Genomic DNA, 23,610 nt, shown 5'->3' on the forward strand with positions numbered 1-23,610 from the left:
ACCGATGACAGAGAACGAATTTCTTGCCGAGCGCTTCGAGGAACACCGCGGGCACCTGCGTGCCGTCGCCTACCGGATGCTGGGCTCCCTGAGCGAGGCGGACGACGCCGTGCAGGAGGCCTGGCTGAAGCTGAGCCGCGCCGACATCAGCGAGGTCGGCAACCTCGGCGGCTGGCTGACCACGGTCGTCGGCCGCGTGTGCCTGGACATGCTGCGCTCGCGCACCTCCCGGCGCGAGGAGCAGCTCGGGGTGCGCCTGCCCGACCCGATCGTCAGCGCGGCGGACGGCGTGGACCCCGAGCAGCAGGCGCTGATCGCCGACTCGGTCGGCCTGGCGCTGCTGGTGGTGCTGGAGACCCTGGCCCCCGCCGAGCGGCTCGCCTTCGTGCTGCACGACCTGTTCGCGGTGCCCTTCGACGAGATCGCGCCCCTGGTGGGCCGCACCCCGGCCGCGGCCCGGCAGCTGGCCAGCCGCGCCCGCCGGCGCGTCAGGGGCGCGGCGCCCGCGCCCGACGCCGATCTGGCCAGGCAGCGGGAGGTGGTGAACGCCTTCCTCACCGCGGCCAGGGGCGGCGACTTCGAGGGCCTCGTCGCGCTCCTCGACCCCGACGTGGTGACCCGCTCCGACGCCGGCCCCCAGCGTGGCCGGCTCGTGCACGGCGCGCGGGAAGTGGCCGGGCGCGCCACCACGTTCGCCAGGCTGGCACAGCGGGCGCGGCCCGCGCTGGTCAACGGCGCCGCCGGGTTCGTCGCCACCTCCGGGGACCGCGTGGTCTCGGTCGCCGCCTTCACCATCAGGGCCGGGAAGATCACCGCCATCGACATCCTCAGCGACCCGGAGCGCCTCGCCCGCCTCGACCTGAGCTCCCTCGGCTGATCCGGGCGCGCCGGCCGCCCCCGCCCGCCCGGCGCGGGCGGGGGGCGTGAGGCCGCCCCGGCGCGATCCGCCCTCGCCCGCCCGTCCACGCCGCCCGGGCCCTTCCTACGGGAAACGGCGCATTCTCCGACCGGCCACTGGGCGGGCGCCCGCCGGAGCCCCATCCTCTTCATGTACATGGAGAACGTGAAGGAAGCATGCCCATCCATCCGAGGAATGGAGATCATGTGACCAGATCCCGGCGGGTCTTCGGCGCGCTGCTGTGCGGCGTCGCGGCCCTGGCCTGCGCCGTACTCGGGGCCCAGCCCGCACAGGCGTGGACGTGGTCCCCGCGCACCACCGTCTACAACGGCGCCACGCTGTGCGTCCAGGGGGAGGCCGGCATCGACCACGTCATCCCCGGCGTCTTCTCCGGCAACCTCGCCTACGCCGACGCCTACGCCCTGGCCGGCGGCTGCGGCTCGGGCCTGACCCTGCCCGACGGCTACGCCGCCGTCCGGCTTGAGGTCCAGAAGTGGGACGGCAGCGGCTGGTTCGTGTGCCGCAGCACCGACTGGACCTACGGGCCCACCGGCGTCAGCGGCGGCGACGTCGGCGGCCCCTACGGGCCCTCGCAGATCCTCGACTACGGCGGCGCGTCCTCCTGCGGCGCGGGCTACTACGGCACGATGGCCTACGCCTACGTCCTGGAGAACGGCTCCTGGCACGGCGGCGGCGTCTGGTCCGGGTACGAACTGGTGCAGTGAGCCGTTCGTTGCGGCCGCCGGCCGGGCCGGCCGGCGGCCGCAACGCCCGGGGCTCCCGCGCCGCCGAGGGGGGCGTTCGCAGCCCCGGCTCGCCGGCCCGGGAGTCTCGCCGGCCGGCGCGCCGAGTCCGATCGCCGGGTGGAACACGGCCGCCGCCGTAGGCAAGGCCCCAGACGATCAGCAGGACGGCGCCGCCGACCGCCGTCCGGCCCGGCAGCGGGAAGAGCGGCATCGCGACCGCCAGGGGCAGGGCTCAGTGGCCCACCGCCCCGGCGCCGGGCGGCCGGGCCGGGGCGGTCCTGGCCCGGCCGCCGCCCTCTCCCCCGCCCACCGCCGCCGGGGCCGCGGCCCGGTCCCGGCCGGCCCGCACCGCGAACAGGCCGAGCAGGGCCACGCCCGCGGCGATCGCGTACGCCAGGCGGTAGCCGGACAGCCCCGGTGCGCCGCCGGAACCGCCGCCCGCGGCCTGCGCCGCCGTGGCCAGGACCGCAGGCCCCACCCCGCTGCCGATCTGCAGCGCGGTCACGGTCACGGCGGAGGCCGCCCCCTGGGCGGGCACCGGAACCCCCCGCAGCCCCATCGCGGTGAGGGCGGTGAAGGCCAGGCCCTGCCCGGCGCCGGTGACCAGGAGTCCCGCGAGCACCGGCCAGACGTAAGGGGATTGCGGGCCCGCCAGGCACCACAGCGCCACCCCGCCCGCGGTGAGCGGCAGGCCGGTGGCGAGCAGCGGGCCAGGTCCGCCGCGCGCCAGCCTGCGCCCGGCGGCCCAGGCCGTCACCGCCACCGCCACGCTCACCGGCAGCACGGCGAACCCCGACGCGGCGGGCGACATGCCGCCGACGCGCTGCAGGTGCAGCGGCAGCAGGAAGAAGGCCCCGGTGACGCAGAAGTAGAAGGCGATCGCGGCCAGGGCGCCGGCCCGCACGCCCCGGATGCGCAGCAGCCCCGGGTCGAGCAGCGGCAGGCGGCCCCGCGCCGCCGAACCGGCCCGGCTCCGCCGCCAGGCGAGGACGGAGCCCGCCGCCGCGAGCCCGAGGGCGACCGCACCCGGCGCCGCCCCGCCCGGCCTGGCCAGCAGGTCCGCGCCGAGCACGAGCAGGACGATGGCCGAGATCAGCGCCGCGGCACCGGCCGGGTCAAGAGGCCGGGAGCGGTCGGCGCGCCCGGCCGGCAGCACGGCGCGGGCGCCGGCGGCGGTCAGCAGGGCGCAGCCGGCCTGCGCGGCGAACACCAGCCGCCAGCCGGCGAGGCTGGTCAGCGTCCCGCCGAGGACCAGGCCCGCCCCGTAAGCGGCCCCCTGGGCGGAGGCGAACACCCCCAGGGCGCGGGAGCGTTCCCGGCCCGGCGGATGGACGTCGGCGATCAGCGCCGTCGCCGCGGGAATGGTGACCGCGGCGCCCGCGCCCTGCGCCACCCGCCCCAGGGCGACCACCCAGAAGGCGGGCGCGGCCAGCGCCAGGAGGGCGCCGCAGGCCAGCGCCGTCAGCCCCGCCGTCAGCACGCGCCGCCGCGGGAAGCGGTCGGCGAGCGCCCCGCCGCCGAGCAGCAGCCCGGCGAAGGCGAGGGCGTATCCGGTCACCGCCCAGGACAGGGTGCCCGGGGAAACGCCGAACTCCGCGCCGAGCGAGGGGAGCGCGCCGTTCAGGACCGCGACGCTCCCGGCGTCGAGTCCGGCCGCCGCGCTCAGCACGACCAGGGGCATGCGCGCCGCGGCGCGCCGACTGGGGGACATGACAGCTCCGTTGCACGGCCCGCGACGCGGGCAAGGGCGAGGGGGGACGGCGGCCGCCCGGGGCGGGAGCCGCCGCGCGGCCAGTCTCCGCATGCCAGGTGCCGGCGACCAGTCACCGCCCGGGGCAGCCCCCGCCGGGGGTGGCCCCGGCAGGGCCACCCAGAGGCGCCCGGCCGCGCGGCCCGGCGCCGATACTGGGAGGCGTGACACCGCCTGCCCGCGACTCGGAGCTCGCCCACTTCCTGCGCGCCCGCCGGGCCAGGCTGACGCCGGAGTGCGTCGGCCTGCCGCGCACCGGAGACAGGCGGCTGCCCGGGCTGCGGCGCGCCGAGGTGGCCGCGCTCGCCGGGATCAGCCCCGAGTACTACACGCGCCTGGAACAGGGGCGGCAGCGGCATCCCTCGCCGCAGGTCCTGGACGCACTCGCCGCCGCGCTGCGGCTGGACGCCGACGGCCGCCGCCACCTGGGCCGCCTCACCGCCCGCACGCCCGGCGGGGTCGCCGCGGGCAGCGAGCCGCCCCGCGTCCCCGAGGCCGTGCGCCGGCTGCTCGACTCGACGCCGCTGTGGCCCGCGTACGTCGTCAGCCCGCTGCGCGACGTCCTGGCCTGGAACGCGGCGGCGGCCTGGCTGATCACCGACTTCGCCGCGCTGCCCGCGCACCGCCGCAACCTCGCCTGGTTCGCCTACCTCGACCCGCGCGCCCGCGCCCGCTACGCCGACTGGGAGACCGTCGCCCGCGGCAACGCCCACCGCCTGCGTGCCGCCCTCGCCGCCGCCCCCGGCCACCCGCGCGGCACCCGGCTCCTCGCCGAACTCTCCGCCGCCAGCGCGGAGTTCAGGGAACACTGGGCGGCCCACGAGGTGGGCGGCCCCGCCCTGGGCCGCAAGACCTTCACGTTCCGCGACCACGGCGCCCTCACCCTGGACTACACCGGCTACGTCGTTCCCGGGCCGGACGCCCTGGAGCTGGTGGTGCTGACCGCCCGCGAGGGCTCCCCCGCGCACGCCGCGCTCCTGCGGGAGGCCGCCGCCCGCGCTCCGGGCGCCGGGGCGGGGGCGGGCGCGTAACGGATTCGCAAGAAACGCGCGGCCATCACGGACATACCCTGCCAGGTGCCGCAGAGCCGATTACCACGATCGGCGTTCGAAGTGGTGGAATCCGGTTCTCAGCCACCGAGGGGCCAGGCCGCGCACCGGCCGTCACGGAGAGCTACGCGGCCTGCGTCCACGGTTTCCGCCACCCATCCCCAGGGAGCAATCAGGGTGCAGCGTTCATTCGGCAGCGCATTCGGCAACAGAGCGATCGGAAGACGAGCCCTCGGCGTCATCGGCGCCGGGGGGCTGGCCGGCATGTCCCTCGTCGGGCTCGGCTCCACCCAGGCGTGGGCCGACGGCCACCAGCAGTGCGGGCAGGTCCGCGTGGAGAACTCGACAGACGGAGGCAACACCTGGACGACTGAAGGACGTTACAACGGCGAGGCGCCCACCGCGATATCGGTGCGCCTGACCGGCGACGTGGCGGAGGGCTGCGCGTACCCCGTCTCGCTCGCCGCCTACAGCGCCGAGGGTCCCACCTGGGAGACCTCGGGGCAGCAGGAGTTCCTCGGCTGGGACACCACCACGCTGACCGCCGACGCCCCCGAGGCCACGCTCGACGTGAGCGACAGCGCCCCGGCCTGCTTCGGGCAGATCGACCTGTACGCGGGCGGCGACAAGTTCGACGGGACCGAGGGCCACGCGCTGCCCCACTACCCCGACAGCGCCACCCCCACCGGCCTGATCGCCGCCTGGAACGGCGGGCAGCCCTGCGAGGAGGAGCCCACCACTCCCCCCGGCGACGAGCCCACCGACGAGCCGGGCGACGAAGCCCCGGGCGACGAGCCGACCGACGAGCCGACCGACGAGGCGCCCACCGAGGAGCCCGCCGAGGACACGCCGTCGCCGAGCGAGAGCGCCGCGGACGGCGTGGCGCCGGACACCGGCGGCCAGGAGCCCGTCGGCCAGCCGATCGCCCTCCCCGAGTCGACGACCCCGAACGGCGACCTGGCCGAGACGGGCGGCGACGGCTCGCAGCTGACCGTGTTCGCCTCGGCCGGCGCCGGCCTGCTCGTGGTCGGCGGCGCCGCGGCCTACTTCGCGCGCCGCCGCAACCGCGCCACCCGCTGACGCGGCCCCGGGCGGGGATCGCGCACGCGTTTCCCGCCCGGGTCACCGGTCCGTGCCCGCCGGCCCCCGAGGCCGCGGCACGGACCGGCCCGGCGCCCGGAACCGGGCGCCTCCGCCCAAAGCCACCCGCGGCCCCCGCCCGGTTTTCCCGGGCGCCGGGCGGGACGTGCCGGGAGGCCCTCGGCGGGATGTCCCGCCGGAGGCCCCCTCAGAGGTCGAGGAGCGGCAGGCCGGAGGAGCCGTCCAGCGGGAACGGGTTGTCCCCGGGGGCGAGTTCGGCGAGCTCCACGGTCTCCCCGGCTGCGGGCGCAGACACCGTCACCGGCCGGTTGAACCCCGACCAGCTCTGGGTGAGGGTCATCGATATGCCGCCCAGCGACTCGTAGGACATGTCGAAGGTGGATTGCAGCGGATACGGCTCGCCCTCGGCCGCCACCAGCAGGGTGCCGTGGGCGGGGCCGAACTCCGAGTCGAGCGACTGCTCCACGGTAAGCGCCGGGGCGCCGTCCAGGGCCGTCTCCTCCCCCATGGTCAGCACGGCCTCCTCGCCGCCCTCGTGCAGCACGCCGAAGCTGCCCGGCAGCGCGCAGCCCGAGGTCAGCTCCGCGAACTCCGGGGAGTCCGCGGGACCGTGGACATAGGAACCGGCGTACTCCGCGGCGGCGTCCGCCCCGTTCTCCGTGGCCAGCCAGGAGGCGTCGGGCGGCATGATCCACGCCTCGTCGCCCAGCCGGACGATGTCGACGACGCCCACCAGGGGATGGGTCATCGTCTGGCGGCAGCTGTCCGCGTCCGCGACGGTGTCGATCTCCACGACGGCGCCTTGCGACTCCATCCGGCCCGTCATCTGCACGGAGGAGACCTCGGCCACCGCGTCCTCGACCCGGGACAGCAGCTCCTCCGCCTCCGGGTCCGAGGTCTCCTGCGCGCCGGGCTCCCCGCCCGGCTCCGGCGAGGACTCGGCCTCGCTCGCGGACGCCTCGGGCGTGGGCGACCCCCGCAGCGGCCCGAGCCCGCCGGGGCGGCCGGAGCCGCCGCAGGAGCACAGGCCCACCAGAGCCGCTCCGGTCAGCAGGGCAACGCCGCCCCGCATACGCCAGGTACGCATCGTTCACAACCCCCTCGAATGAGTGTTCATTCTATAAAGAGGGGGCACGGCGGGCGGGGCGGTGTCCGCACGCGAAGCGGCCCGCCGGACGCACGCGAAGCGGCCCGCCGGGCGCACCCGGCGGGCCTGTCCCCGCGCGTGGTTCACGGCCGGGCGCCCCGGTCAGGGACGCGGCGCCCGGGCGCGTGGGGGAAGCGGTGTTACTCCGTCACCTCGCCGTGACCGCCGTCGAAGACGATGTCGGAGCAGGAGTAGAAGTTCTCCTGGCTGTCCGAGCGGATCCAGTGGATGAAGAGCATGTGCTGACCGGAGCGCTGCGGCAGCTGGACGTTCCAGTAGTAGTGCCCGCCGGTCGAGCCCGCGCCGCCCGCCTGGGGCGGGTTGGTCACGCTGTCGATCAGCTCCAGGTCACCCCAGGCCAGCGGCGTGGTGGGGCTCCAGCCGTTCTTGGTGATGTAGACGTCGAAGTCGCCCGGGTGCGCCGCCCAGTTGCTGTACTGGATCTCGATGGTCGAGCCCGAGGTCAGGTGCGTCTTCGGCCAGTCGGAGCGCGCGGCGTTGTAGGAGGAGAAGTTGAACGGGCCGTTGTGGCCGCCCGAGCAGAGCTCGCCGTCCGGGATGTAGCCCGTCGTGCGTCCGCCGCCGTTGGAGTCGAGCACGGCGAACCAGTTGTACAGCGGGGTCGTGCCGGTCTGCTGCACCGCGGCGGCGCAGGCGGGGTTGGACGGCATCTGGTTGTTGCTCTGGATCAGCTCCAGGTAGCACAGGTAGGTCCGCGAGCCAGGGGACATGGCGACGCCGTGGGCCGAGGCGGGCGAGGGCGTCCACGCCATGCACAGGGCGAGCAGCCCTGCGCCCAGCAGGCTGAGCACGCGCGAGACGTGCCTCGGAGACTTTCTCCGAGCGAGGGATCGAATGGCCATGGTGGGGGGTCTCCTCTTGAGTTTTCTCCGCCGCGGCGGGCGGCCGGTGGCACCGGTCCGCTCGGCCGAACGCATCGGTGGCAACCCGTCACAGCGGTATACGGCTCGTGCGTGGAACCGCTCCCGTACCCTGCGGGCCGACCCGACAGGCGGCTGGATCTCATCTGCAGTCAAGTCATGGGAGCGCTCCCGCAACACCAACGTAGCGCCGCGGAGTTCGCGCGTAAACGCCTCGCGCAGCTTCTCCTCGCATTCTGCTGCGCGCGGCATCGGCCCGGCCGCAGCGGCGGCCCGGGGAAGGAGGCACGCGGCGCACCCGTGGGGCGCCCGATTCCCCGCCGGGCGCCCCCGCCCCGGGGTGACGGCCCGTCAGCGCCGCTGCGTCCTGGCGGGTTCTGCCGGGCGGGGCAACCGCCAGGGGGACCGCCGGCGGCGGCGCGGGCTCAGCCGAGGCCGCCGAGGAAGTCGAGCACGCGCCCGAGGACCCGGGCGGCGGGCTCCTCCCGGTAGGAGGGCAGGCTGCGGTCGGTGAACAGGTGCGAATCCCCGGGGTAGAGGAACAGCTCGCCCCGCGGCGCCTGGGCGACGAGCGCGCGGGCCGCGTCCAGGTCCCCCTCCCCGGCGAAGGAGGGGTCGTCCGCCATCCCGTGGATCTGGACCGGCACCTCGGCGGGCCACCGCTCGCCGAACTCGCCGACCGGCACGCAGGCTTCGAGCAGCACCGCGCCCCGGGCGCCCGGCCGGGTCTGCGCCAGCTTCTGGGCGGGCAGCACCCCGAGCGAGGTGCCGGCGTAGACCAGGTCGGCCGGCAGGTCCGCGGCGGCCGCGGCGCCGCGTTCGACGAGGGTGCCGAACCCGGTCTTCCTCGCGTGCTCCACGCCCTCCTCCAGGTCGGCGAACACCCGCCCCTCGTACAGGTCGGGGACGTGCACCACGTGCCCGGCACCGCGCAGTTCCTCGGCCCACGCGCGGACGCCCGCGGTCAGCCCCTGCGCGTGAGGGAAAAGCAGTACCTCGGCCATGACGGCTCCTTTCCACGGCGCCCGGATGGCCCCGCGGCAGGAGTATCGCCCGGGGCACCGACAACGCCGGGGTTGCGGGGCGGCGAGCCCCGCCGCGCGGGCGGGGCCGGGGCGCGCCGCCCGTTACCGGGCCGCGGCGGGCCGGGCCGCGGGGCCGGCGGTGCCGGGCGGGACGGCGTCGAGGGCCGGGGCGAGGACGGCGAAGGCGCGGTCGGTCAGGTCCGCGGGGTCGGCGGTGCCCTCGCTCTCGCTCCAGCGCTGGAGGACGGCGTGGAAGGCGGTGAGCGCCATGCCGGCCGCCAGTTGCGGGTAGAGGTCGCCGGCCGGGTCGAGCCGGAGGCGGCGCGCCAGTTCGGCGGCCAGTTCCTCGCGCCACTCGGCCTGCCGCTCCAGGAAGCGGGCGAGCAGGGCGGGGGTGCGCAGGATCAGCTGGACGACGCGCAGCGCCCGGTCGGAGTGGTCGGGGTGGTGCCCGGCGCAGGCGGCGATGGGGACCCAGACGGCGTGCCGCAGCGCGGCGGAGGGCGTCTCCTCCGCGGGGCGGGCCGCGAGGTCCGCGCTGATGCCCGCGCCCATGTCGGCCAGGAACTGGACGACGACGTCCTCCTTGGACGCGAAGTAGCGGAAGAAGGTGCGCTTGGAGACGCCCGCGGTGGCCGCGACCTCGTCGACGGTGACCGCGTCGTACCCCTTGCGCGCCAGCAGTTGGAGCGCGGCCTGGGAGAGCTCGTTGGAGACGAGCTGGCGCTTGCGCTGGGCCATGGTCACGTCGGGACTCACCCGGCAATCGTACCCCCATGCCGGGCGTGACACTCGGAGTCGACTTGACACTGGGTGACACAAGGGGCAACGTGTGCCGCATGAGAGCGGAGCAGCGCTGGAGCGCGGAGCAGATTCCGGACCTGAGCGGGCGGGTTTTCGCCGTCACCGGGGCCACCGGCGGCCTCGGCCTCGCCACCGCACGGGCCCTCGCCCACCGGGGCGGGCTGGTGGTGCTCGCCGTGCGGGACGAGGAGAAGGGCCGCGGTGCGGCGGAGGCGATCGCGGCGGAGCGGCCGGGCGCGGCGCTCGAGGTCCGCCGCCTGGACCTGGCCGACCTGGACTCGGTGCGCGAGTTCTCGGCCCGGATGCACGAGGCGCACGGGCGGCTGGACGTGCTGGTCAACAACGCGGGCGTGATGGCGCCGCCGCGCACCCTGAGCGCGCAGGGCCACGAGCTGCAGTTCGCCTGCAACCACCTGGGCCACTTCGCGCTCACCGGGCTGCTGCTCGACCTGCTGCACGCCGGGCGCGACCCCCGGGTGGTCACCGTCAGCTCGGTCAACCACCGCAGGGCCCGCCTGCGGTTCGGCGACCTGTCGGGGGAACGCCGTTACGCGCCCATGGCGTTCTACAACCAGTCGAAGCTGGCGAACGCCGTGTTCGGCACGGAGCTGCACCGGCGGCTGGCCGCGGCGCACAGCCCGGTGCGCAGCATCCTCGCGCATCCCGGCTACACGGCCACCCGGCTCCAGCACGGCACGCCCGTCGGCCTGTGGCGGCTGCTCCTCGGCCGCATCGGGAACCCGCTGCTCGCCCAGCGCCCGGAGCGCGGGGCGCTTCCCCAGCTGTACGCGGCGACGTGGCCCGGCGTGGAGAGCGGCGCGTTCATCGGGCCGGGCGGCCCGGCCGAGCTGCGGGGCGCGCCGGCGCGGGTGCCCCTCGCCCCCAGGGCGGCGGACCCGGAGACGGGCCGGCGTCTGTGGGAGGTGTCGGAGCGGCTGACCGGCGTGCGCTTCGCCCTCCGGGCCGCGGGCTGAGCGTGCGGGCCGGGGGCCCGCGGCCTCAGGCCGGGGCGAGCCGGGAGGAGGCGGCGCGGTCGGCGGCGATGACGGCGCCGAGGAGGCCGGGGAAGACCTCGTCGATCTCGGCGTACCTGAGGGCGTTCATCCGGGCGGTGCCCGCGTAGTACTGCCTGATCAGGCCCGCCTCGCGCAGGATGCGGAAGTGGTGCGTGGCGGTGGACTTGCCCACCGGCAGGTCGAAGGAGCCGCACTTGAGGTCGGTCCTGGCCTCGTGCAGCCGGGTCACGATGCTGCGCCGCACCGGGTCGACGAGCGCCTCCAGGACCTGCTGGAGGGTGAGCGTGTGCACGTCGGGGTGCTGCGGGTTGCGGTCGCCTTCCATGACGCCAACAGTACGACATTCATCAAAGTTTGACCGACGTCGTACTTCGTGTTCTAGTGGCCGCACGCGCGACGCACGCCCCCGGCGAAAGGACGACCATGACCACGGCGGTGCTGTTCCACGAACTCGGCGGACCCGAGGTCCTGCGGCTGGAAGAGGTGGATCCTGGGGAGCCAGGGCCGGGCGAGGTGCGGCTGCGCGTGGAGGCGATCGGCCTCAACCGGGCCGAGGCCCTGTTCCGCAGCGGCCGCTACATCGAGCCCGTGCGCCGGTTCCCCGCCCGGCTCGGCACCGAGGCGGCGGGCGTGATCGAGGCGGTCGGCGCGGGGGTTTCCCGGCTGGAGCCGGGACAGCGGGTCAGCACCGTCCCCGGCTTCTCGCAGAACGACCACGGGGTGTACGCCGAGCGGGCCGTCGTGCCCGCCGCCTCGGTGCTCGGCCGCCCGGAGTCGGTGGGCGCGGTCGAGGGGGCCGCGGTGTGGATGCCCTACCTGACGGCCTACGGCGCGCTGGTGGAGGCCGGCGGGATGCGGGCGGGCGACACGGTCGTCCTCAACGCCGCGTCGAGCAGCGTGGGCCTGGCCACCCTCCGGCTCGCCGGCCGCCTCGGCGCCACCCCGATCGCCCTCACCAGGACCGCGGCCAAGCGGGAGGCCCTGCTGCGGGAGGGCGCCGCCGAGGTGATCGTCACCGGGGAGACGAGCCCGGGCGAGGTGGCGCGGCGGGTGCGGGAGGCCACCGGAGGCCGCGGCGCCGAGCTGGTCTTCGACGCCGTCGCGGGTCCTGGCGTCGTGGACCTGGCCCGGATGGTGGCGCCCGGCGGCACCCTGCTGGTGTACGGGGCGCTGAGCGGGGAGCCCACCCCCTACCCCGGGATCGAACTGGGCCTGCCCGCGCTGAACATGCGCTCCTTCACCATGCTCGAGACCGCGCGCGATCCCGAACGCCTGCGCCGCGCCGCCGCGTTCGTCACCTCGGGGCTGCTCTCCGGCGCGTTCCGGGCCGTGGTGGACCGCACCTTCGAGCTGGGCGAGATCGTCGAGGCCCACCGGTACCTGGAGTCCAACGCCCAGGTGGGCAAGATCGTGGTCACCGTCCCGCACTGAGCCGGGCGCCCACCGCCGCGGCGGCGCGGTCCGCGCCCGCGGGGGCCGGGTGCCGCTCGGATATCCCGTTGTGGGAGCGGGCCGGGCCGCCGTAGGGTCCCGGCCATGTCTCTGCGTCTGCGCATGCGTCGGGCCCTTCCGGAAGCGATGCGCGCCCGCGACAAGGTCGCGGTCAGCGCCCTGCGCGCCACCCTCGCCGCGCTGGACAACGCGGAGGCGGTGCCGGTGGACGAGGCGGCCACGCGCGGCCAGGCCCTGGAGCAGTCCCCGGTCGGCGCCGGCGCCACCGAGGCGGCGCGGCGCGAGCTGAGCGAGCGCGCCGTGGCGGAGATCGTGCGCGCCGAGGCCGGCGAACGGCTGACGGCCGCCGCCCGGCTGACCGCCCCCGCCCACGCCGGCCACGCCGCGCGGCTGCGCGCGGAGGCCGAGGTGCTGCTCCGCCTCCTCGACGGGCCCGCCGCGCCGTAGCGGGGGCCCGCCGGGCGCGGAGCTGCGGCGCCCCACCCGGCCGGGGCGTGGGGGCGCAGGCACGTGCGAGTACCATCCCGGTGTTTGGACGCGGGAGCGGGGGTGCGCGGTGCCGGATGGCGGGCGGCTGCGGGTGCCGGTGGGCCCGGAGGCCGCGCGCTGGGCGACGCGGGGCCGCTGCCGGCGGGTGCTGCTCGTCGTCCACAACGTCACCTCGGCGACCCGGCTCCTCGACGTGCTGCCGCTGTTCCGCGACGACCTGCGCGTGCAGCTGCTGGCGACCTGCACCGGCTCCTCCCCCTTCCTGGCCGGGGTGCGGGAGCTGCTCCAGGGCGTCGGGCTGCCCGTCCTGCCGTGGGAGCAGGCCCGCGAGGTGCCCGTCGACCTGGCGGTCTCGGCCAGCTACGGCGGGCCCCTGGGCGAGTTGCGCGGGCGGGTGGCGGTCCTCTCGCACGGCATGGGCTACAACAAGCGCCTCGCGGTCGGCGACCGGGCGCCGGTGTTCGGCATGGACGCGGAGTTCCTGCTGCGCGAGGGGCGGCCGGTGGCGCAGGCCACCGTGCTGTCCCACCCCGAGCAGCTCGCCCGGCTGCGCGCCTCCTGCCCGCAGGCGGCGGCGACCGCGGTGCTCGCCGGCGACCCCTGTTACGACCGCATCCTGGCGGCGCTGCCCCAACGCGACCGGTTCCGCCGGGCGTTCGGGCTCGGCCCAGGCCAGCGGCTGATCGTGGTCAACTCCACCTGGGGGCCGCGTTCCCTCTTCGGCGACGGCGGCGAGGAGGACCCGCTGCTGTCGCTGCTGCCGCGGCTGACGGCGGAGCTGCCGCTCGACGAGTACCGGGTGGCGGCGGTGCTGCACCCCAACATCTGGTACGGGCACGGCCCCGGGCAGGTGCGGGCCTGGCTGGACGGGGCCCGCCGGGCGGGGCTGCTGCTGGTGCACCCGCTGGACGCCTGGCGGCAGGCGCTGATCGCCGCCGACTGCCTCGTCGGCGACCACGGCTCGGTGACCTTCTACGCGGCCGCCCTCGGCAGGCCGGTGCTGCTCGGCGCGTTCCCCGAGGCCGACCTCGACCCGCGCTCGCCCGTGGCCGCACTCGGGCGGCTCGCCCCGCGGCTGCTGCCGCACCGGGGGCTGCGGGTGCAGCTTGACGGCGCGATGGGCGGGCACGACCCGGCCCGTTACGCCCGCCTCGCCGCGCAGGTCACCTCGGCGCCCGGGCGCTCGGCGGCGCTGCTGCGCGGCCTGTTCTACCGGCTGATGGGCCTGCCGGAGGCGGCGTGCGGCCCGGCCGTGCTCGATCCGCTGCCGCTGCCCTCACCCGCGGCGCAGGCCGGCGGCCCCGGCGGCGGGGAGGGCCAGGACCCCTGGGGCTGGGCCGCGCGGACGGCCCCGGTGCGGGTGCTGGCCACGGCGTCCCGCGCCGGAGCGCCGCACGTGAGGCTCGTCAGGTACGCGCAGGGCCCGGCGGAGCCGGAGGAGGCCGGGCCGCGGGAGCCGGCCGACGCGCACACGGCCGTCCCCGAGTCGACGCCCGACCCGGGGCGGCTGCGGCTGGCGGACGTGATCCTGCGGTACGCGGCGGCGGACGACCCGCGCCTCGGTCCGCCCGCCGCCTGGGCCGCCGAGGTGCTCGGGCGGCATCCGCACTGCGCGCTCGCCGCGTACGTGACCGGGCCAGGCCGGTGCGTGGCCGTGGGGCGGGGCGAGGCCCCGGTGCGGCTGACGGCCGCGCCGGACGCCGCCGGGCGGGCCGACCTGTGCGACCCGGCGGTCTACGCCTCGGCCCTGCACGCCTGGCTGGCGAACGGCGGGCCGCTGCGGGAGGCGGTCGCCGCGGGCCTGCTGGTGACGACGGGCGGCGCCGTCCACCGGGTGCGTCTGGAGACCTGAGCCGCGCCGCGGACGCCGGCCGCCCGGCGCCGGCCCCGGGCCCAGGCCCCGCCGTCGCCCCGGCCCCGCCCGCCGCCTCCCGCCCGTCAGTCCCCGCGGCGTCCCTGCCGTGGGCGGCCGAGGCGGGCGTACCTGCCGGGGCCGATCCCGACCACCCGGCGGAAGTGGCGGGTCAGGTGCGACTGGTCGCAGAAGCCGGCCGCCGCCGCCACCTCGGGCACGGGCACGCCCCGCACCAGCAGGTGCCGGGCGAGGTCGATCCGCCGCGTGGTGAGGTACTGGTGCGGCGGCATGCCGAACTCCCGCCCGAAGGCCCGTACCAGGTGCGAGGGATGGGCGTGCAGCAGCCGCGCGGCCTCCTGCAGCGTCAGCCCGGTGCGGACCCGGGCGTCGAGCAGCTCGCGCAGCCGGTGGGCGAGCCCGGGGGCGCGCGGCGCCGCGGGGGCGCGGGCCGCCCGCCGCAGGTGCCCTTCGAGGCGTTCGAGGATCAGGCTCAGCCTGCTCTCCGCCTCGAACTCCTCGCCCGGCAGCGAGAGCGCGGTGTGCAGCCGGTGCACCCGGCGGCGCAGCAGCGGATCGCGCAGCGCGGGCCGGTCCACGGCGGTGCCGATCAGGGCCTCGTCGAGCCGGGCGCCTTCCAGGTAGACGACGCGCTTGCGGAAGCCCGCCGGGGTGGCGGCCGCCCCGTTGTGCGGGACGTGCGGCGGGAGCAGGGTGACGATGCCGCTGGGTGCGCCGTGCTCGTGCCGGTCGAGGTCGTAGCGGACCGCGCCGTCGTCCACCAGCAGCAGCGTCCAGGTGGCGTGCGTGTGCATCGGGTAGGCGTGGTCGGTGAAGTGCGCGTGGAAGACCTCGGCCACCCCGGGCACGGAGGGGCGCCAGGCATGGATGCCGGTCACGCAAAGAACGTACAAGACCGCCCGGGCGCCCCGGCGAAAGGCTTCGGAGCATGGACATCTCCACGGAAACGCCACGGGGCCGGCGGGCGGAGGCGGGCGCCGCCGCCCCCGTGCGCTTCGACACCAAGATCGCCGTCCTGCTCCGGGAGGACCTGCCCGGCTGGCAGCGGCTGAACGTCACCGCCTTCCTCGTCAGCGGCCTGGGCACGACGCGCCCCGAGGTGATCGGGGAGCCGTACGCCGATGCCGACGGCACGGCGTACCTGCCGATGTTCCGGCAGCCGGTGCTGGTCTTCCAGGGGACGGCGGAGACGCTGGGCCTCGCCCACAGCAGGGCGCTCGGGCGCGGGCTGCCGATGTCGGTCTTCACCTCGGAGCTCTTCGGCACCGGCAACGACCGCGACAACCGGGCCGCGGTGCGGGCGCGCCCGGCCGCGGAACTCGACCTGGTGGGGCTGGCGGTGTACGGGCCGCGCAACGCCGTCGACCGGACGCTGAAGGGCGCCCGCATGCACCCCTGAGGCGCCGCCCGCGCACGACGGCCCCCGGCGTCCGCGCCCGGGCCGCCCCGCGCGCGCTCGGGGACGCGGCCAGGGGCGGCCGCCGCTGCGCGCGGCCCCGGGGGCCCGGGTCACCGGGCCGGGCGGCCGCCCTCAGGCGGCAAGGGCGAGGGCCAGGGAGGCGGCGGCGGGCGCCAGGTAGACCAGCGGGTAGGGCACGTGCGCGTACCTGCGGGCCCGCAGCACGGTGAGCACGGCCCCGATGAAGTACAGGATCAGGCCGATCGCGGCCAGCAGGCCGACCACCGGCACGACGAGCCCGGCGAGCAGGCCCACCGCGCCCGCGGCCTTGGCCGTGCCGAGCCAGGGGCACCACGAGCGGGGAACGCGGTACTCCTCCAGCGCGCCGACCACCCAGGCGGCGCCCAGGAACACGGAGACCGCCGAGAAACCCGCCATGGCGGCTCCCAGCAGGGTGACGACGACGTAGGCAGTGGACATGGCCACGACTCCTTCTCGGTTCGGATGCGCCGGCGGGCTCCTGCCCCGCCGGGCCGCTTGCTCCTTCGCCGATCCGAACCCCGGGAAGGCGGAAGTGTGACAGCGGAACGGAAGCTTTTTCCCGCCCCCGCCCCCGCGCCCCGCCCTCGCCCCCGCCCCCGCCGCGCGCCGCGGAAGGGGACGGCCGTCAGCCGAGCAGGCAGTCGTTCCAGACCCGGTCGTCGACGTTTCCCCCGGAGACCACGCACAGCGCCACCCGCCGCGGATCGGGCGCCTGCAGCGCGGCGGCGAAGGCGGCCGCCCCCGCCCCCTCCGCCCGGATGCCCGCCTCGCTCCACAGCGTGCGCATCGCCCGGTGCAGCGCCCGGTCGTCGACGGTGCGGACCTCGAGGCCGTAGGCCAGGCACGCCTCGAAGGGCCGCGCACCGATCCGCCGGACCAGCAGCCCCTCCGGCATGCCGCGGGCCTCGTCGAGGCGGACCCGCCGCCCGGCCTCAAGGGACAGCTTCATCGCCGGGGCGGCCCGGTACTCCACCCCCACGAGGCGCGTGGGCCCCTCCCCCCACTCCGCGATCCCCGCGGTCACCAGGCCCCCGCCGCCCACCGGCACGAAGGCCACGTCCGGCGGGCCGGTCTCCTCCCCCACCTCGCGGTAGAGGCTGCGATGTCCCTCGATGATCCCCGGATCGTCGAAGCTGTGGACGAAGACCGCGGCGCGCTCCGCCGCGTACGCGCGGGCCACGGCCTCGCAGTCGTCGTAGCTCCCCTGCACCAGGCTCACCTCGGCGCCGGCCCCGGCGATCCTGCGCCGCTTGGCCAGCGGGGCGGTGCGCGGCACGAAGACCCGCACCGGCAGCCCGCGCTCCGCGGCGGCGCAGGCCAGCCCGGCCGCGTGGTTCCCGGTGGAGGCCGTCACCACCTCGGCGCCCGCCGGCAGCCCCGCCACCCGGTGGGCGTTGCCCCGGTACTTGAACGCGCCCGATATCTGCCGGGTCTCGTCCTTGACCCACACGGCCCGCCAGCCGTGCGGCCCGACCTCGACGACCCGGGTGTGAACCGGCTGGAGCCGCCCCCTCTCCGCTACAGACATGGCAGCTCTCCTCGCTGTCCGCCGCCTCGCCCGCCGAGGCGCGCCTCGCCGGCCGCCCCCCGGCCGGCCAGCGACCGGCCGGCGACTGCCTAGTGACTGATGTCGTACGCCAGGACCTTGTCCCTGGCCGGCCGGCTCCCGCATTCGGAGACGGCCGACAACACGAGATCCGCGATACTTCTTCCGGTTTCCGCGAGCATCATCGGAAAGATGCTGCCGGACATCAGGCCCGGCAGGGTATTGGCCTCCAGAAACCAGATGCCGTCGCCTTCGACGATGTAGTCGAAACGCGCGAACGTCGCCATTTCTGTCGCCTCGAAAAGGGACTGCGAAAACGCGCGCATTTTCCTCGTCGCCGCGTTCTCCGGGGACAGCAGAATTTTCGCCCGGCCCTTGGTGTGCTTCTCCGCGTGACCGAAGAATCCCGAGGAGACGATCTCCGCGACCGGCAGGTCGACGAACTTCCCGTGTTCCTTGTACACGCCGCAGGAGAACTCGCGGCCGTCGATGAATTCCTGGACCAGCGCCTGGTCGTCGTAGGGAAAGACCTCGCGCACCGCAGCGGCCAGGGCGGAGGGGGACGGCTCGGGCAGGCAGGTGGTCAGCAGGGAGGCGCCCATGCGGTTGGGCTTGACCACCAGCGGTCCGGGTCCGAGCCGGCGAAGGACCTGCCCGGCGTCGAAGGAACCCGGCCGCACCAGGAGCGAACGCGGCACCCGCAGGCCGGGGAGCAGCGCGGCGGCCAGCACCGCCTGGAGGTGCTTGTCCATGGCCAGGGCGGAGGCGAGCACGGGCCCGAAGTTGCCCGTGATGCCGCAGACTTCGGCCAGTCCCTGCCAGCCTCCGTCCTCGCCCTCGTTTCCGTGCAGGAGCGAGAAGACGAAGGAGTCCGCCGCCCGAAGCCGCTCCAGGGCCGCGCCGGGGCCGAGGGTCTGGCCGCCCAGCAGCACTTCCTCGCGCTCCGGCCACGGCGCTCGCTCGAACAGGTGAAACGCCCCGGCCCTGTCGACGTAGCACACGGCGCCGACCTCGATGCGGTCCGGCTCGGCGAGCAGCCGGCTCAGCACGTGCCGGTAGCCGTGCAGGGATGCGTCGTGCTCGGTACTGCGACCGCCCACCAAAAGAGTGATACGTTCCGCCATGCAACACCTCTGACAGTCGGCCGGCGAGCAAGCCCGGCAGGGGCGCTTTCGCCATCAAGCGGCCGCGGCGGCCCTATTTTTCCGTCGCTCCGCTCTCCGACCGGAGCGGGAGCGCGCCCGATGTCACATCGGCCACCGGAAAAGGCCGGTGAATTGCCGCACGGTTCGGGATTTCCCGACCCTGCGCCCTGCCGTACGACATTCGGCGAGCATCTTCACTTGCCAAAAATCCACGGTACCCGACCGGAGCAAAACCGCAACTCGGGTGCGCCCACGGCCGATCGCGCTCGCGTGAATTCCCGCGCCCGCGGCGGGGCGCCATTTCCCCCGGCTTTCCCCTGCGTTCCGCCGGGCTCACTCGCCGCTCAGCCGGGCGTCGAGCCGGGCCAGGGCGGTCCGGTTGCCGAGGTCCCGATGCAGGTCGCGGGCGACGCGCAGCCAGGCGGCCGCGCCCTCGGCGTCCCCCGCGCGGCGGGCGCAGGCGGCGCGCAGCTCCGCCGCGTCCGCCCGTTGCAGGTCGGCGCCCTCCGCGGCCAGGACGGCGAGGGCCAGGTCGAGTTCGGCCGCGGCGGCGGCCGGGTCGCCCGCCGCGAGCAGCACCTCGCCGAGGCTCATGCCCACCCGGGCCTCGTTGTACCGGTCGGGCTGGTCGAGCGCGGCGAACCTGGCCCTGGCCTCGCGCAGCCGGCCGAGCGCCTCGGCCCCGCGGTCCTGGCCGGCGAGCGCGCGCCCGGCGTGGTGGGTCAGGATGGCCAGCGCGCGGGGCGCGTCGGCCGCGCCGTCCTCGCCCGGCCGGATCCCGCGCAGCGTCTCCGCAGCCCGTTCGAACAGCTCCTGGGCCTCCGCGTGGCGCCACTGGCGCAGCCGCAGCAGCCCCAGGACCTCGAGCGCGGTCGCCAGACCCCGCGGGTGCCGGGCGCGTTCCTCGGCCGCGGCGGCGCTTTGCAACTCGGCGTCCGCCTCGGCGAATTGACCGAGACCCATGAGGGCGAAGGCCAGCTGGACCCGCATCCGCCCCTCGGCCCTCGGGTCGCCGAACTCGGCCGCCCGCCTGGCGGCGGCCGCGGCCCCGCGCCGGTGGGTGGCGGCCCACTGCTCGTGGAAGCCCAGCCGCAGGTGCAGCGCCCACATCGCCTCGCACAGCTGCCAGGCGAGGTCGTCGAAGCCGTGGTCGTCCGCGGCGGCCACGGCCTCGGCGAGGTTGTCCCGCTCGCGGCGCAGCCAGTCCAGGGCGGCCCTGGCCCGCTCGGGCCCGGCGTCCGCGGGGCGGGTGAGCCCCGCGAAGGCCGGCCCCAGGCGCCAGCGGCCCGGGATGACGAGGAAGTCGGCGGCGGCCGCCTCGCGCAGGAACCACCCGATCATGCGCGCCACCGCGCGCGCCGCCTCACGCGGGCTCTCGTCCCGCCTGGCGCGCCCCAGCGCGTGCCGGCGGACGACGTCGTGGAAGCGGTAGCGCTCCTCGGCGACCTCCTCGACCAGGTGGGCCGCCGCGAGCTCTTCGAGCAGGGCGCGGGCCTCCTCCTCCGGGACCTCGGCCGCCGCGGCGGCGGCCCCCACCGGGATGGCCGGCCAGGGGCGCAGGGCGAGACGCCGGTACAACCGGGCGGCGGCCTCGCCGAGTTCGGCGTAGGAGGCGTCGGCGGCCAGCAGTGCCGGGTCCGGCTGCCCGCTCCCGGGCTCCCGGCCGGCCTCGGGCGGGGCGGCGAGTTCGCCCGCGACCCGCTCCCAGGTGAGGTGCTCGCGTTCGGCCAGGCGGGCCCCGGTGGCGCACAGCGCCAGCGGCAGGCCGCCGCAGCGCCCGGCGACCAGCTCCGCGAAGGGCCGTTCCCGCTCGACGCGCCGCTCCCCGGCGAGCCTGCCGAGCAGCCGCAGCGAGTCGTCCGCCGACAGGGCTTCGAGGCGCAGCGGGCGGGCGCCGAAGTCCCGCAGCAGCTCGGGCATCCGGTGCCGGCTCGTGACGAGGACGAGCGAGCCGGGCGAGGCGGGCAGCAGCGGCGCGACCTGCGCGGCGGAGTGCGCGTTGTCGAGCAGCACGAGCACGCGCCGGTCGGCCAGGCAGTCGCGGTAGAGGTCCTGCTGGCGCTGCCCGTCGGCGGGCACCTCGGCCTGCGGCACGCCCAGGCCGTGCAGGAAGCGGACGTGCACCTCGGAGGGGGAGAGCGCGGTGGCGGCCGAGGCGCCGCGCAGGTCGGCGTAGAGCTGCCCGTCGGGGTACTCGCCGGCCAGGGCCCGCGCGGCCTGGACGGCGGTGGCGGTCTTGCCGATGCCGCCGGGCCCGAGCAGCACGATCACGGGCGTGGCGGCGCCCTCGTCCCGGGGCGCCCGGGCGATGCCGGCGATCTCCGCGAGCACCCGCTCCCGGTCGGTGAACAGCGTGGTGCCCGGCGGCAGCAGCAGCGGCCGGGCGAGCGGGCGGCGCGCCCCGCCCCTGACCCCGGCCTCGAAAAAGGACGCCTCGCGCACCAGCTCGCCCAGGTCGCGGGCGAACTCCGGGTCGCGTTCCGCCTCGGCCAGCAGCCGCCTGGCCAGCTCCCGCCGCTCCTCGGGGGATTCGGGCAGCGGGGGCGCCGAGCCCCCGGGCTCGCCGCCGCGGCGCCACAGCCGCCGCACCAGTCCCGCCAGCGCCTCCGAGATGCGGCGGCCCGCCTCCCCCGTGGCCTGCGACATCAGGTCGGACGTGACCGACTCGACGGCGGACAGCACCCCCGTGGCCGACAGCAGTTCCATGCGCCCCTCCCCCACACGGCGTCACCCGAGACCACCCCACGGTATCGGGTGCGGGCCGGGGGCACTCAGGGTGCGGGGCGGGAGGCGATGCGCATGCCGGGGCGGCGGCGGTGGACGGTCAGGTAGGTCAGGCCCTCGGCGCCGGCCGCGATGGCGCGCTCCGAGCCGTGCGGCAGCCAGCACAGGGCGCCCTCGGCCAGCGGCCGGCCCCCGTCGCCGCCCTCGGCGTGCTCGGCGTCCTGTTCCGCCCCTCCTTCCGGCCCGTGCCCGGCCGCGCCCTCCTCTCGTGGGGCGTGGAGGGTGCCCCGGCCCCCGAGGACGAGCACCAGGACGTCGAGGTCGGGTTCGACGTGGCGCTCGACCCGCTGATGGGCGGGCAGGTGGACCAGGTTGGCGTCGAGTTGGCGGCCCGGCTCGGCGAGCTTCCAGAGGGCGCCGATGCGGTCGGGGGCGGTCTCGGCCAGGCCGCGCAGATCGGCCAGCAGGCGCGCGGTGGGAGTCGGTGGCACGGCGGAAGGCCCCTCTCGTTCTTGCCGGGGGCAAGGATTATTACATGTACCATGTGGAAAAACTTCCCCCTCGCCGGCTGAGGAGTCACGTGGCCCAGGAGTCCAGCGCGTCCGGGCGCCCCTCGGCACGGCGCCTGGCGGTGCTCGACGCGCTGCGCGGCGCCGCCGCGCCCCTGGGCGTGCCCGAGCTCGCCGCGCGGGTGGGCGCGCACCAGAACACGGTCCGCTTCCACCTGAGCGCGCTGGTGGCCGACGGGCTGGCCGAGCCCAGGACGACGGCGCCCTCGGGTCCCGGAAGGCCGCGCACGGTCTACGCGGCCACGCCGGGGGTGGACCGCGGCGCCGGGCGGGACTACGGCCTGCTGGCCCGCATCCTGCTGGGCTCGCTCGCCGCAGGCGGCCCGGAGGCGGGCGCGGCGGCCACCGAGGCGGGCCGCGCCTGGGGGCGGGAGCTGGCGGGGGCGCCGGCGCCGCGGCCCACGGCCGAGGAGGCCGCCCGGCGGCTCACGGCGCTGCTGGCCCGGCTCGGCTTCGCGCCCGAGGCGGTGGGCGCCTCGCGCATCCGGCTGCGGCACTGCCCCTTCCGCGAGCTGGCCGAGGAGTACGCCCGGGTGGTCTGCCCCCTGCACCTGGGCCTGATCCAGGGCGCGCTGGCCGGGCTCGGCGCACCGCTGGCGGCCACCCGCCTCGAGCCCTTCGCCGAGCCGCACGCCTGCCTGGCCCACCTCGCGCCCGCCCCTCCCCCGCCCGCGGCGGAACCGGGCCGGGACCCCGGCCGCCCGGCCGGCGGCGGCACCGCAGGCCCGCCCGCATCCGGCACGAGAAAGGCACCCCCTCGATGAACACCGCGTCAGCCGCCGTGGCCGCCGCCCTGGCCTTCGTCTGGCTGGGCATGGTCCTCGGCATCTCGTTCCTCGAAACGCCGCTGAAGTTCCGCGCCCCCGGCGTGACGCTGCCGCTCGGCCTCGGCATCGGGCGCGTCGTCTTCCGGGCGCTCAACGCCGTGGAGTCCGTGCTCGCCGTCGTCCTGGTCGTGGTGGTGGCCACGGCGGGGCCAGGCGTCTGGGCCGTGGTGCCGACCGCCCTGGCGGCCGTGCTGCTCGCCGGGCAGCTGGCCGTGGTGCGCCCACGGCTGAACCGCCGCTCGGACCTGGTGCTCTCGGGGGCCGAGCCGGGGCGGCAGCGCTCGCGCGCGCACCTGTACTACGTCGCGCTGGAACTGGCGAAGGTGGGCGCCCTGACGGCGCTGGGCTGCGTGGCGCTCGCCCAGTGAGCCGCCCGGCCGGCGCGCCCCCGCCGGTGCCGTGCGGCCGTGGCCGGTACGGTCGCGTCCCGGTCAATTCCGTTCGGGATCGGGCGGGTTGCGGTCGTAGACGAGCAGGCCGTCGGAGCGCAGGCGGGCGCCCTCGGTCGGCCGGTGCGGGGCGAGGCGGCCGTCGTGGAAGAGGTGCAGGACCCGCGCGCCCCGGGCGAGGACGGCGTAGTCGGCGATGAGGCGCCGGTGGCAGCGCCACCACAGGGACTCGGCGCACATCACGGCGGTGCGCTCGGCGGCGGCCTCGCGCAGCAGTTCGCCGGCCGCCGCGAGGAATTCCGGGTCGCGGGTGTGGCCCGCGTAGCCGCGGAAGGCCGGGTTGCGCCAGTAGGTGTCGGGCGAGTCGGGCGCCACCCTCCTGAAGCCCCCGAGCCGGGGCTCCCAGCGGTAGCCGATGCCGTCCCCGGGCAGCCGGACGCGCAGGGCCTCGCGGTTCGCGTCGGGGTTGCGGCGGCTGCCCGGCGCGGTGCGCACGTCCACGACGGCCCGCACGCCCGCCCCTTCGAGCAGCGCGGCCAGCGGCCCAAGCCCGAGGGTGCCCTGGCCGAAGGTGAGGAGTTCCACGCGCTGTTGGGCGCCGTCGTTCACGCCCGCCACGCTACGGGCCGCCCGCGGAGAGCGCGCCGCGGCGCGTTCGCCGGGCGCGTCGCCCATCCCACACGCCCCTACCCGAACGGGTGAACTCCTGGGGAACGCGCGGTCGATGGGCACCGGGGG

At 76.7% G+C, this 23,610-nt stretch carries 23 protein-coding genes and 1 pseudogene; 11 read left to right on the forward strand and 13 right to left on the reverse strand.

The features are described 5' to 3' along the window. The first annotated feature begins 4 nt into the window (after positions 1-4). Together sigJ and D7294_RS31690 are read left to right on the forward strand one after the other, a co-directional pair. Positions 5-877, forward strand: a complete 873-nt coding sequence (gene sigJ / locus D7294_RS29165; RefSeq protein WP_120684811.1) for an RNA polymerase sigma factor SigJ — start codon at positions 5-7, stop codon at positions 875-877. Between the two features lie 227 nt (positions 878-1,104). After that, positions 1,105-1,623 (forward strand): hypothetical protein, encoded by a 519-nt coding sequence (locus D7294_RS31690; protein WP_147450932.1) that lies wholly within the window; start codon positions 1,105-1,107, stop codon positions 1,621-1,623. A 253-nt stretch (positions 1,624-1,876) separates the two neighbouring features. Here the strand turns inward: D7294_RS31690 and D7294_RS29175 are convergent, their stop codons facing one another. Then, the gene (locus D7294_RS29175) at positions 1,877-3,355 is read right to left on the reverse strand and encodes an MFS transporter (RefSeq protein ID WP_158674713.1); all 1,479 of its coding nucleotides are present in this window, start codon (positions 3,353-3,355) and stop codon (positions 1,877-1,879) included. A 203-nt stretch (positions 3,356-3,558) separates the two neighbouring features. Between D7294_RS29175 and D7294_RS29180 the strand changes: the two genes are divergently transcribed. Both D7294_RS29180 and D7294_RS29185 read left to right on the forward strand, forming a co-directional pair. Continuing rightward, positions 3,559-4,425: a helix-turn-helix domain-containing protein gene (locus D7294_RS29180; protein WP_158674714.1), complete on the forward strand. Its 867-nt coding sequence runs from the start codon at positions 3,559-3,561 to the stop codon at positions 4,423-4,425. A gap of 195 nt (positions 4,426-4,620) precedes the next feature. Next, complete coding sequence (locus D7294_RS29185; protein WP_241562705.1) at positions 4,621-5,523, forward strand: ICP22 family protein; 903 nt, start codon at positions 4,621-4,623, stop codon at positions 5,521-5,523. Positions 5,524-5,731: 208 nt separating this feature from the next. Here the strand turns inward: D7294_RS29185 and D7294_RS29190 are convergent, their stop codons facing one another. The 4 genes and pseudogenes from D7294_RS29190 to D7294_RS29205 all read right to left on the reverse strand — a co-directional run bounded on the left by D7294_RS29190 (position 5,732) and on the right by D7294_RS29205 (position 9,338). Beyond that, a complete protein-coding gene (locus D7294_RS29190; protein WP_147450933.1) occupies positions 5,732-6,631 on the reverse strand; it encodes a hypothetical protein in 900 nt (299 codons plus the stop codon). Positions 6,632-6,837: 206 nt separating this feature from the next. Beyond that, positions 6,838-7,554 (reverse strand): annotated as a pseudogene (locus D7294_RS29195) (lytic polysaccharide monooxygenase auxiliary activity family 9 protein); the annotation flags it as partial. Between the two features lie 443 nt (positions 7,555-7,997). Beyond that, the gene (locus D7294_RS29200; protein WP_120684817.1) at positions 7,998-8,576 is read right to left on the reverse strand and encodes a dienelactone hydrolase family protein; all 579 of its coding nucleotides are present in this window, start codon (positions 8,574-8,576) and stop codon (positions 7,998-8,000) included. Between the two features lie 123 nt (positions 8,577-8,699). Then, positions 8,700-9,338: an acyl-CoA-like ligand-binding transcription factor gene (locus D7294_RS29205; protein ID WP_174248468.1), complete on the reverse strand. Its 639-nt coding sequence runs from the start codon at positions 9,336-9,338 to the stop codon at positions 8,700-8,702. Positions 9,339-9,436: 98 nt separating this feature from the next. On the opposite strand from D7294_RS29205, the gene D7294_RS29210 reads away from it, so the two are divergent. Further along, positions 9,437-10,375, forward strand: coding sequence for an oxidoreductase (locus D7294_RS29210; protein ID WP_120684819.1), 939 nt, complete (start codon positions 9,437-9,439; stop codon positions 10,373-10,375). A 25-nt stretch (positions 10,376-10,400) separates the two neighbouring features. Here the strand turns inward: D7294_RS29210 and D7294_RS29215 are convergent, their stop codons facing one another. Then, the gene (locus D7294_RS29215; protein ID WP_120684820.1) at positions 10,401-10,742 is read right to left on the reverse strand and encodes an ArsR/SmtB family transcription factor; all 342 of its coding nucleotides are present in this window, start codon (positions 10,740-10,742) and stop codon (positions 10,401-10,403) included. 98 nt (positions 10,743-10,840) lie between these two features. Here D7294_RS29215 and D7294_RS29220 point away from each other — a divergent pair, with 98 nt between their 5' ends. The 3 genes from D7294_RS29220 to D7294_RS29230 all read left to right on the forward strand — a co-directional run bounded on the left by D7294_RS29220 (position 10,841) and on the right by D7294_RS29230 (position 14,210). Next, positions 10,841-11,848 (forward strand): zinc-dependent alcohol dehydrogenase family protein, encoded by a 1,008-nt coding sequence (locus D7294_RS29220; protein WP_120684821.1) that lies wholly within the window; start codon positions 10,841-10,843, stop codon positions 11,846-11,848. A gap of 147 nt (positions 11,849-11,995) precedes the next feature. Then, a complete protein-coding gene (locus D7294_RS29225; RefSeq protein ID WP_120684822.1) occupies positions 11,996-12,316 on the forward strand; it encodes a hypothetical protein in 321 nt (106 codons plus the stop codon). Positions 12,317-12,425: 109 nt separating this feature from the next. After that, positions 12,426-14,210, forward strand: coding sequence for a hypothetical protein (locus D7294_RS29230; RefSeq protein ID WP_241562706.1), 1,785 nt, complete (start codon positions 12,426-12,428; stop codon positions 14,208-14,210). Between the two features lie 86 nt (positions 14,211-14,296). Here D7294_RS29230 and D7294_RS29235 read toward each other — a convergent pair whose 3' ends face one another. After that, positions 14,297-15,109 (reverse strand): helix-turn-helix transcriptional regulator, encoded by an 813-nt coding sequence (locus D7294_RS29235; RefSeq protein ID WP_241562707.1) that lies wholly within the window; start codon positions 15,107-15,109, stop codon positions 14,297-14,299. Between the two features lie 50 nt (positions 15,110-15,159). On the opposite strand from D7294_RS29235, the gene D7294_RS29240 reads away from it, so the two are divergent. After that, positions 15,160-15,630 carry a DUF2000 domain-containing protein gene (locus D7294_RS29240; protein ID WP_120684823.1) on the forward strand — a complete coding sequence of 157 codons (471 nt, stop codon included), beginning with the start codon at positions 15,160-15,162 and terminating at the stop codon, positions 15,628-15,630. Between the two features lie 132 nt (positions 15,631-15,762). On the opposite strand, the gene D7294_RS29245 is transcribed toward D7294_RS29240, so the two are convergent. From D7294_RS29245 to D7294_RS29265, 5 genes are all read right to left on the reverse strand, one after another. Then, positions 15,763-16,110, reverse strand: coding sequence for a DoxX family protein (locus D7294_RS29245; RefSeq protein ID WP_120684824.1), 348 nt, complete (start codon positions 16,108-16,110; stop codon positions 15,763-15,765). A gap of 187 nt (positions 16,111-16,297) precedes the next feature. Beyond that, positions 16,298-17,200, reverse strand: coding sequence for a threonine ammonia-lyase (locus D7294_RS29250; RefSeq protein WP_158674715.1), 903 nt, complete (start codon positions 17,198-17,200; stop codon positions 16,298-16,300). 89 nt (positions 17,201-17,289) lie between these two features. Further along, on the reverse strand, positions 17,290-18,342 hold the full coding sequence (locus D7294_RS29255; protein WP_120684826.1) for a D-alanine--D-alanine ligase family protein: 1,053 nt from the start codon (positions 18,340-18,342) through the stop codon (positions 17,290-17,292). A gap of 354 nt (positions 18,343-18,696) precedes the next feature. Beyond that, positions 18,697-21,069, reverse strand: a complete 2,373-nt coding sequence (locus tag D7294_RS29260; RefSeq protein WP_120684827.1) for an ATP-binding protein — start codon at positions 21,067-21,069, stop codon at positions 18,697-18,699. A gap of 65 nt (positions 21,070-21,134) precedes the next feature. Then, entirely contained in the window at positions 21,135-21,578 is a 444-nt protein-coding gene (locus D7294_RS29265) for a hypothetical protein (RefSeq protein ID WP_120684828.1), read from the reverse strand. An 89-nt stretch (positions 21,579-21,667) separates the two neighbouring features. Here D7294_RS29265 and D7294_RS29270 point away from each other — a divergent pair, with 89 nt between their 5' ends. Together D7294_RS29270 and D7294_RS29275 are read left to right on the forward strand one after the other, a co-directional pair. Beyond that, positions 21,668-22,420, forward strand: coding sequence for a helix-turn-helix transcriptional regulator (locus D7294_RS29270; protein WP_241562708.1), 753 nt, complete (start codon positions 21,668-21,670; stop codon positions 22,418-22,420). Beyond that, positions 22,417-22,851, forward strand: coding sequence for a hypothetical protein (locus D7294_RS29275; protein ID WP_120684830.1), 435 nt, complete (start codon positions 22,417-22,419; stop codon positions 22,849-22,851). The genes D7294_RS29270 and D7294_RS29275 overlap by 4 nt, the downstream gene beginning before the upstream one ends. Positions 22,852-22,914: 63 nt before the next feature. On the opposite strand, the gene D7294_RS29280 is transcribed toward D7294_RS29275, so the two are convergent. Then, positions 22,915-23,481 (reverse strand): DUF488 domain-containing protein, encoded by a 567-nt coding sequence (locus D7294_RS29280; protein WP_241562709.1) that lies wholly within the window; start codon positions 23,479-23,481, stop codon positions 22,915-22,917. Positions 23,482-23,610: the final 129 nt, after the last annotated feature.

This window comes from Streptomyces hoynatensis (assembly GCF_003626535.1).
Lineage (GTDB): Bacteria > Actinomycetota > Actinomycetes > Streptomycetales > Streptomycetaceae > Streptomyces > Streptomyces hoynatensis.

Coding starts and splice junctions, on each gene's coding strand:
- D7294_RS29225 (WP_120684822.1), top strand. CDS start 11,996: ATGCGCGCCCGCGACAAGGTCGCGGTCAGCGCCCTGCGCGCCACCCTC.
- D7294_RS29220 (WP_120684821.1), top strand. CDS start 10,841: ATGACCACGGCGGTGCTGTTCCACGAACTCGGCGGACCCGAGGTCCTG.
- D7294_RS29190 (WP_147450933.1), bottom strand. CDS start 6,631: ATGCGTACCTGGCGTATGCGGGGCGGCGTTGCCCTGCTGACCGGAGCG.
- D7294_RS29200 (WP_120684817.1), bottom strand. CDS start 8,576: ATGGCCGAGGTACTGCTTTTCCCTCACGCGCAGGGGCTGACCGCGGGC.
- D7294_RS29240 (WP_120684823.1), top strand. CDS start 15,160: ATGGACATCTCCACGGAAACGCCACGGGGCCGGCGGGCGGAGGCGGGC.
- D7294_RS29175 (WP_158674713.1), bottom strand. CDS start 3,355: ATGTCCCCCAGTCGGCGCGCCGCGGCGCGCATGCCCCTGGTCGTGCTG.
- D7294_RS29250 (WP_158674715.1), bottom strand. CDS start 17,200: ATGTCTGTAGCGGAGAGGGGGCGGCTCCAGCCGGTTCACACCCGGGTC.
- D7294_RS29210 (WP_120684819.1), top strand. CDS start 9,437: ATGAGAGCGGAGCAGCGCTGGAGCGCGGAGCAGATTCCGGACCTGAGC.
- D7294_RS29245 (WP_120684824.1), bottom strand. CDS start 16,110: ATGTCCACTGCCTACGTCGTCGTCACCCTGCTGGGAGCCGCCATGGCG.
- D7294_RS29275 (WP_120684830.1), top strand. CDS start 22,417: ATGAACACCGCGTCAGCCGCCGTGGCCGCCGCCCTGGCCTTCGTCTGG.
- D7294_RS29255 (WP_120684826.1), bottom strand. CDS start 18,342: ATGGCGGAACGTATCACTCTTTTGGTGGGCGGTCGCAGTACCGAGCAC.
- D7294_RS29215 (WP_120684820.1), bottom strand. CDS start 10,742: ATGGAAGGCGACCGCAACCCGCAGCACCCCGACGTGCACACGCTCACC.
- sigJ (WP_120684811.1), top strand. CDS start 5: ATGACAGAGAACGAATTTCTTGCCGAGCGCTTCGAGGAACACCGCGGG.
- D7294_RS29260 (WP_120684827.1), bottom strand. CDS start 21,069: ATGGAACTGCTGTCGGCCACGGGGGTGCTGTCCGCCGTCGAGTCGGTC.
- D7294_RS29205 (WP_174248468.1), bottom strand. CDS start 9,338: ATGGCCCAGCGCAAGCGCCAGCTCGTCTCCAACGAGCTCTCCCAGGCC.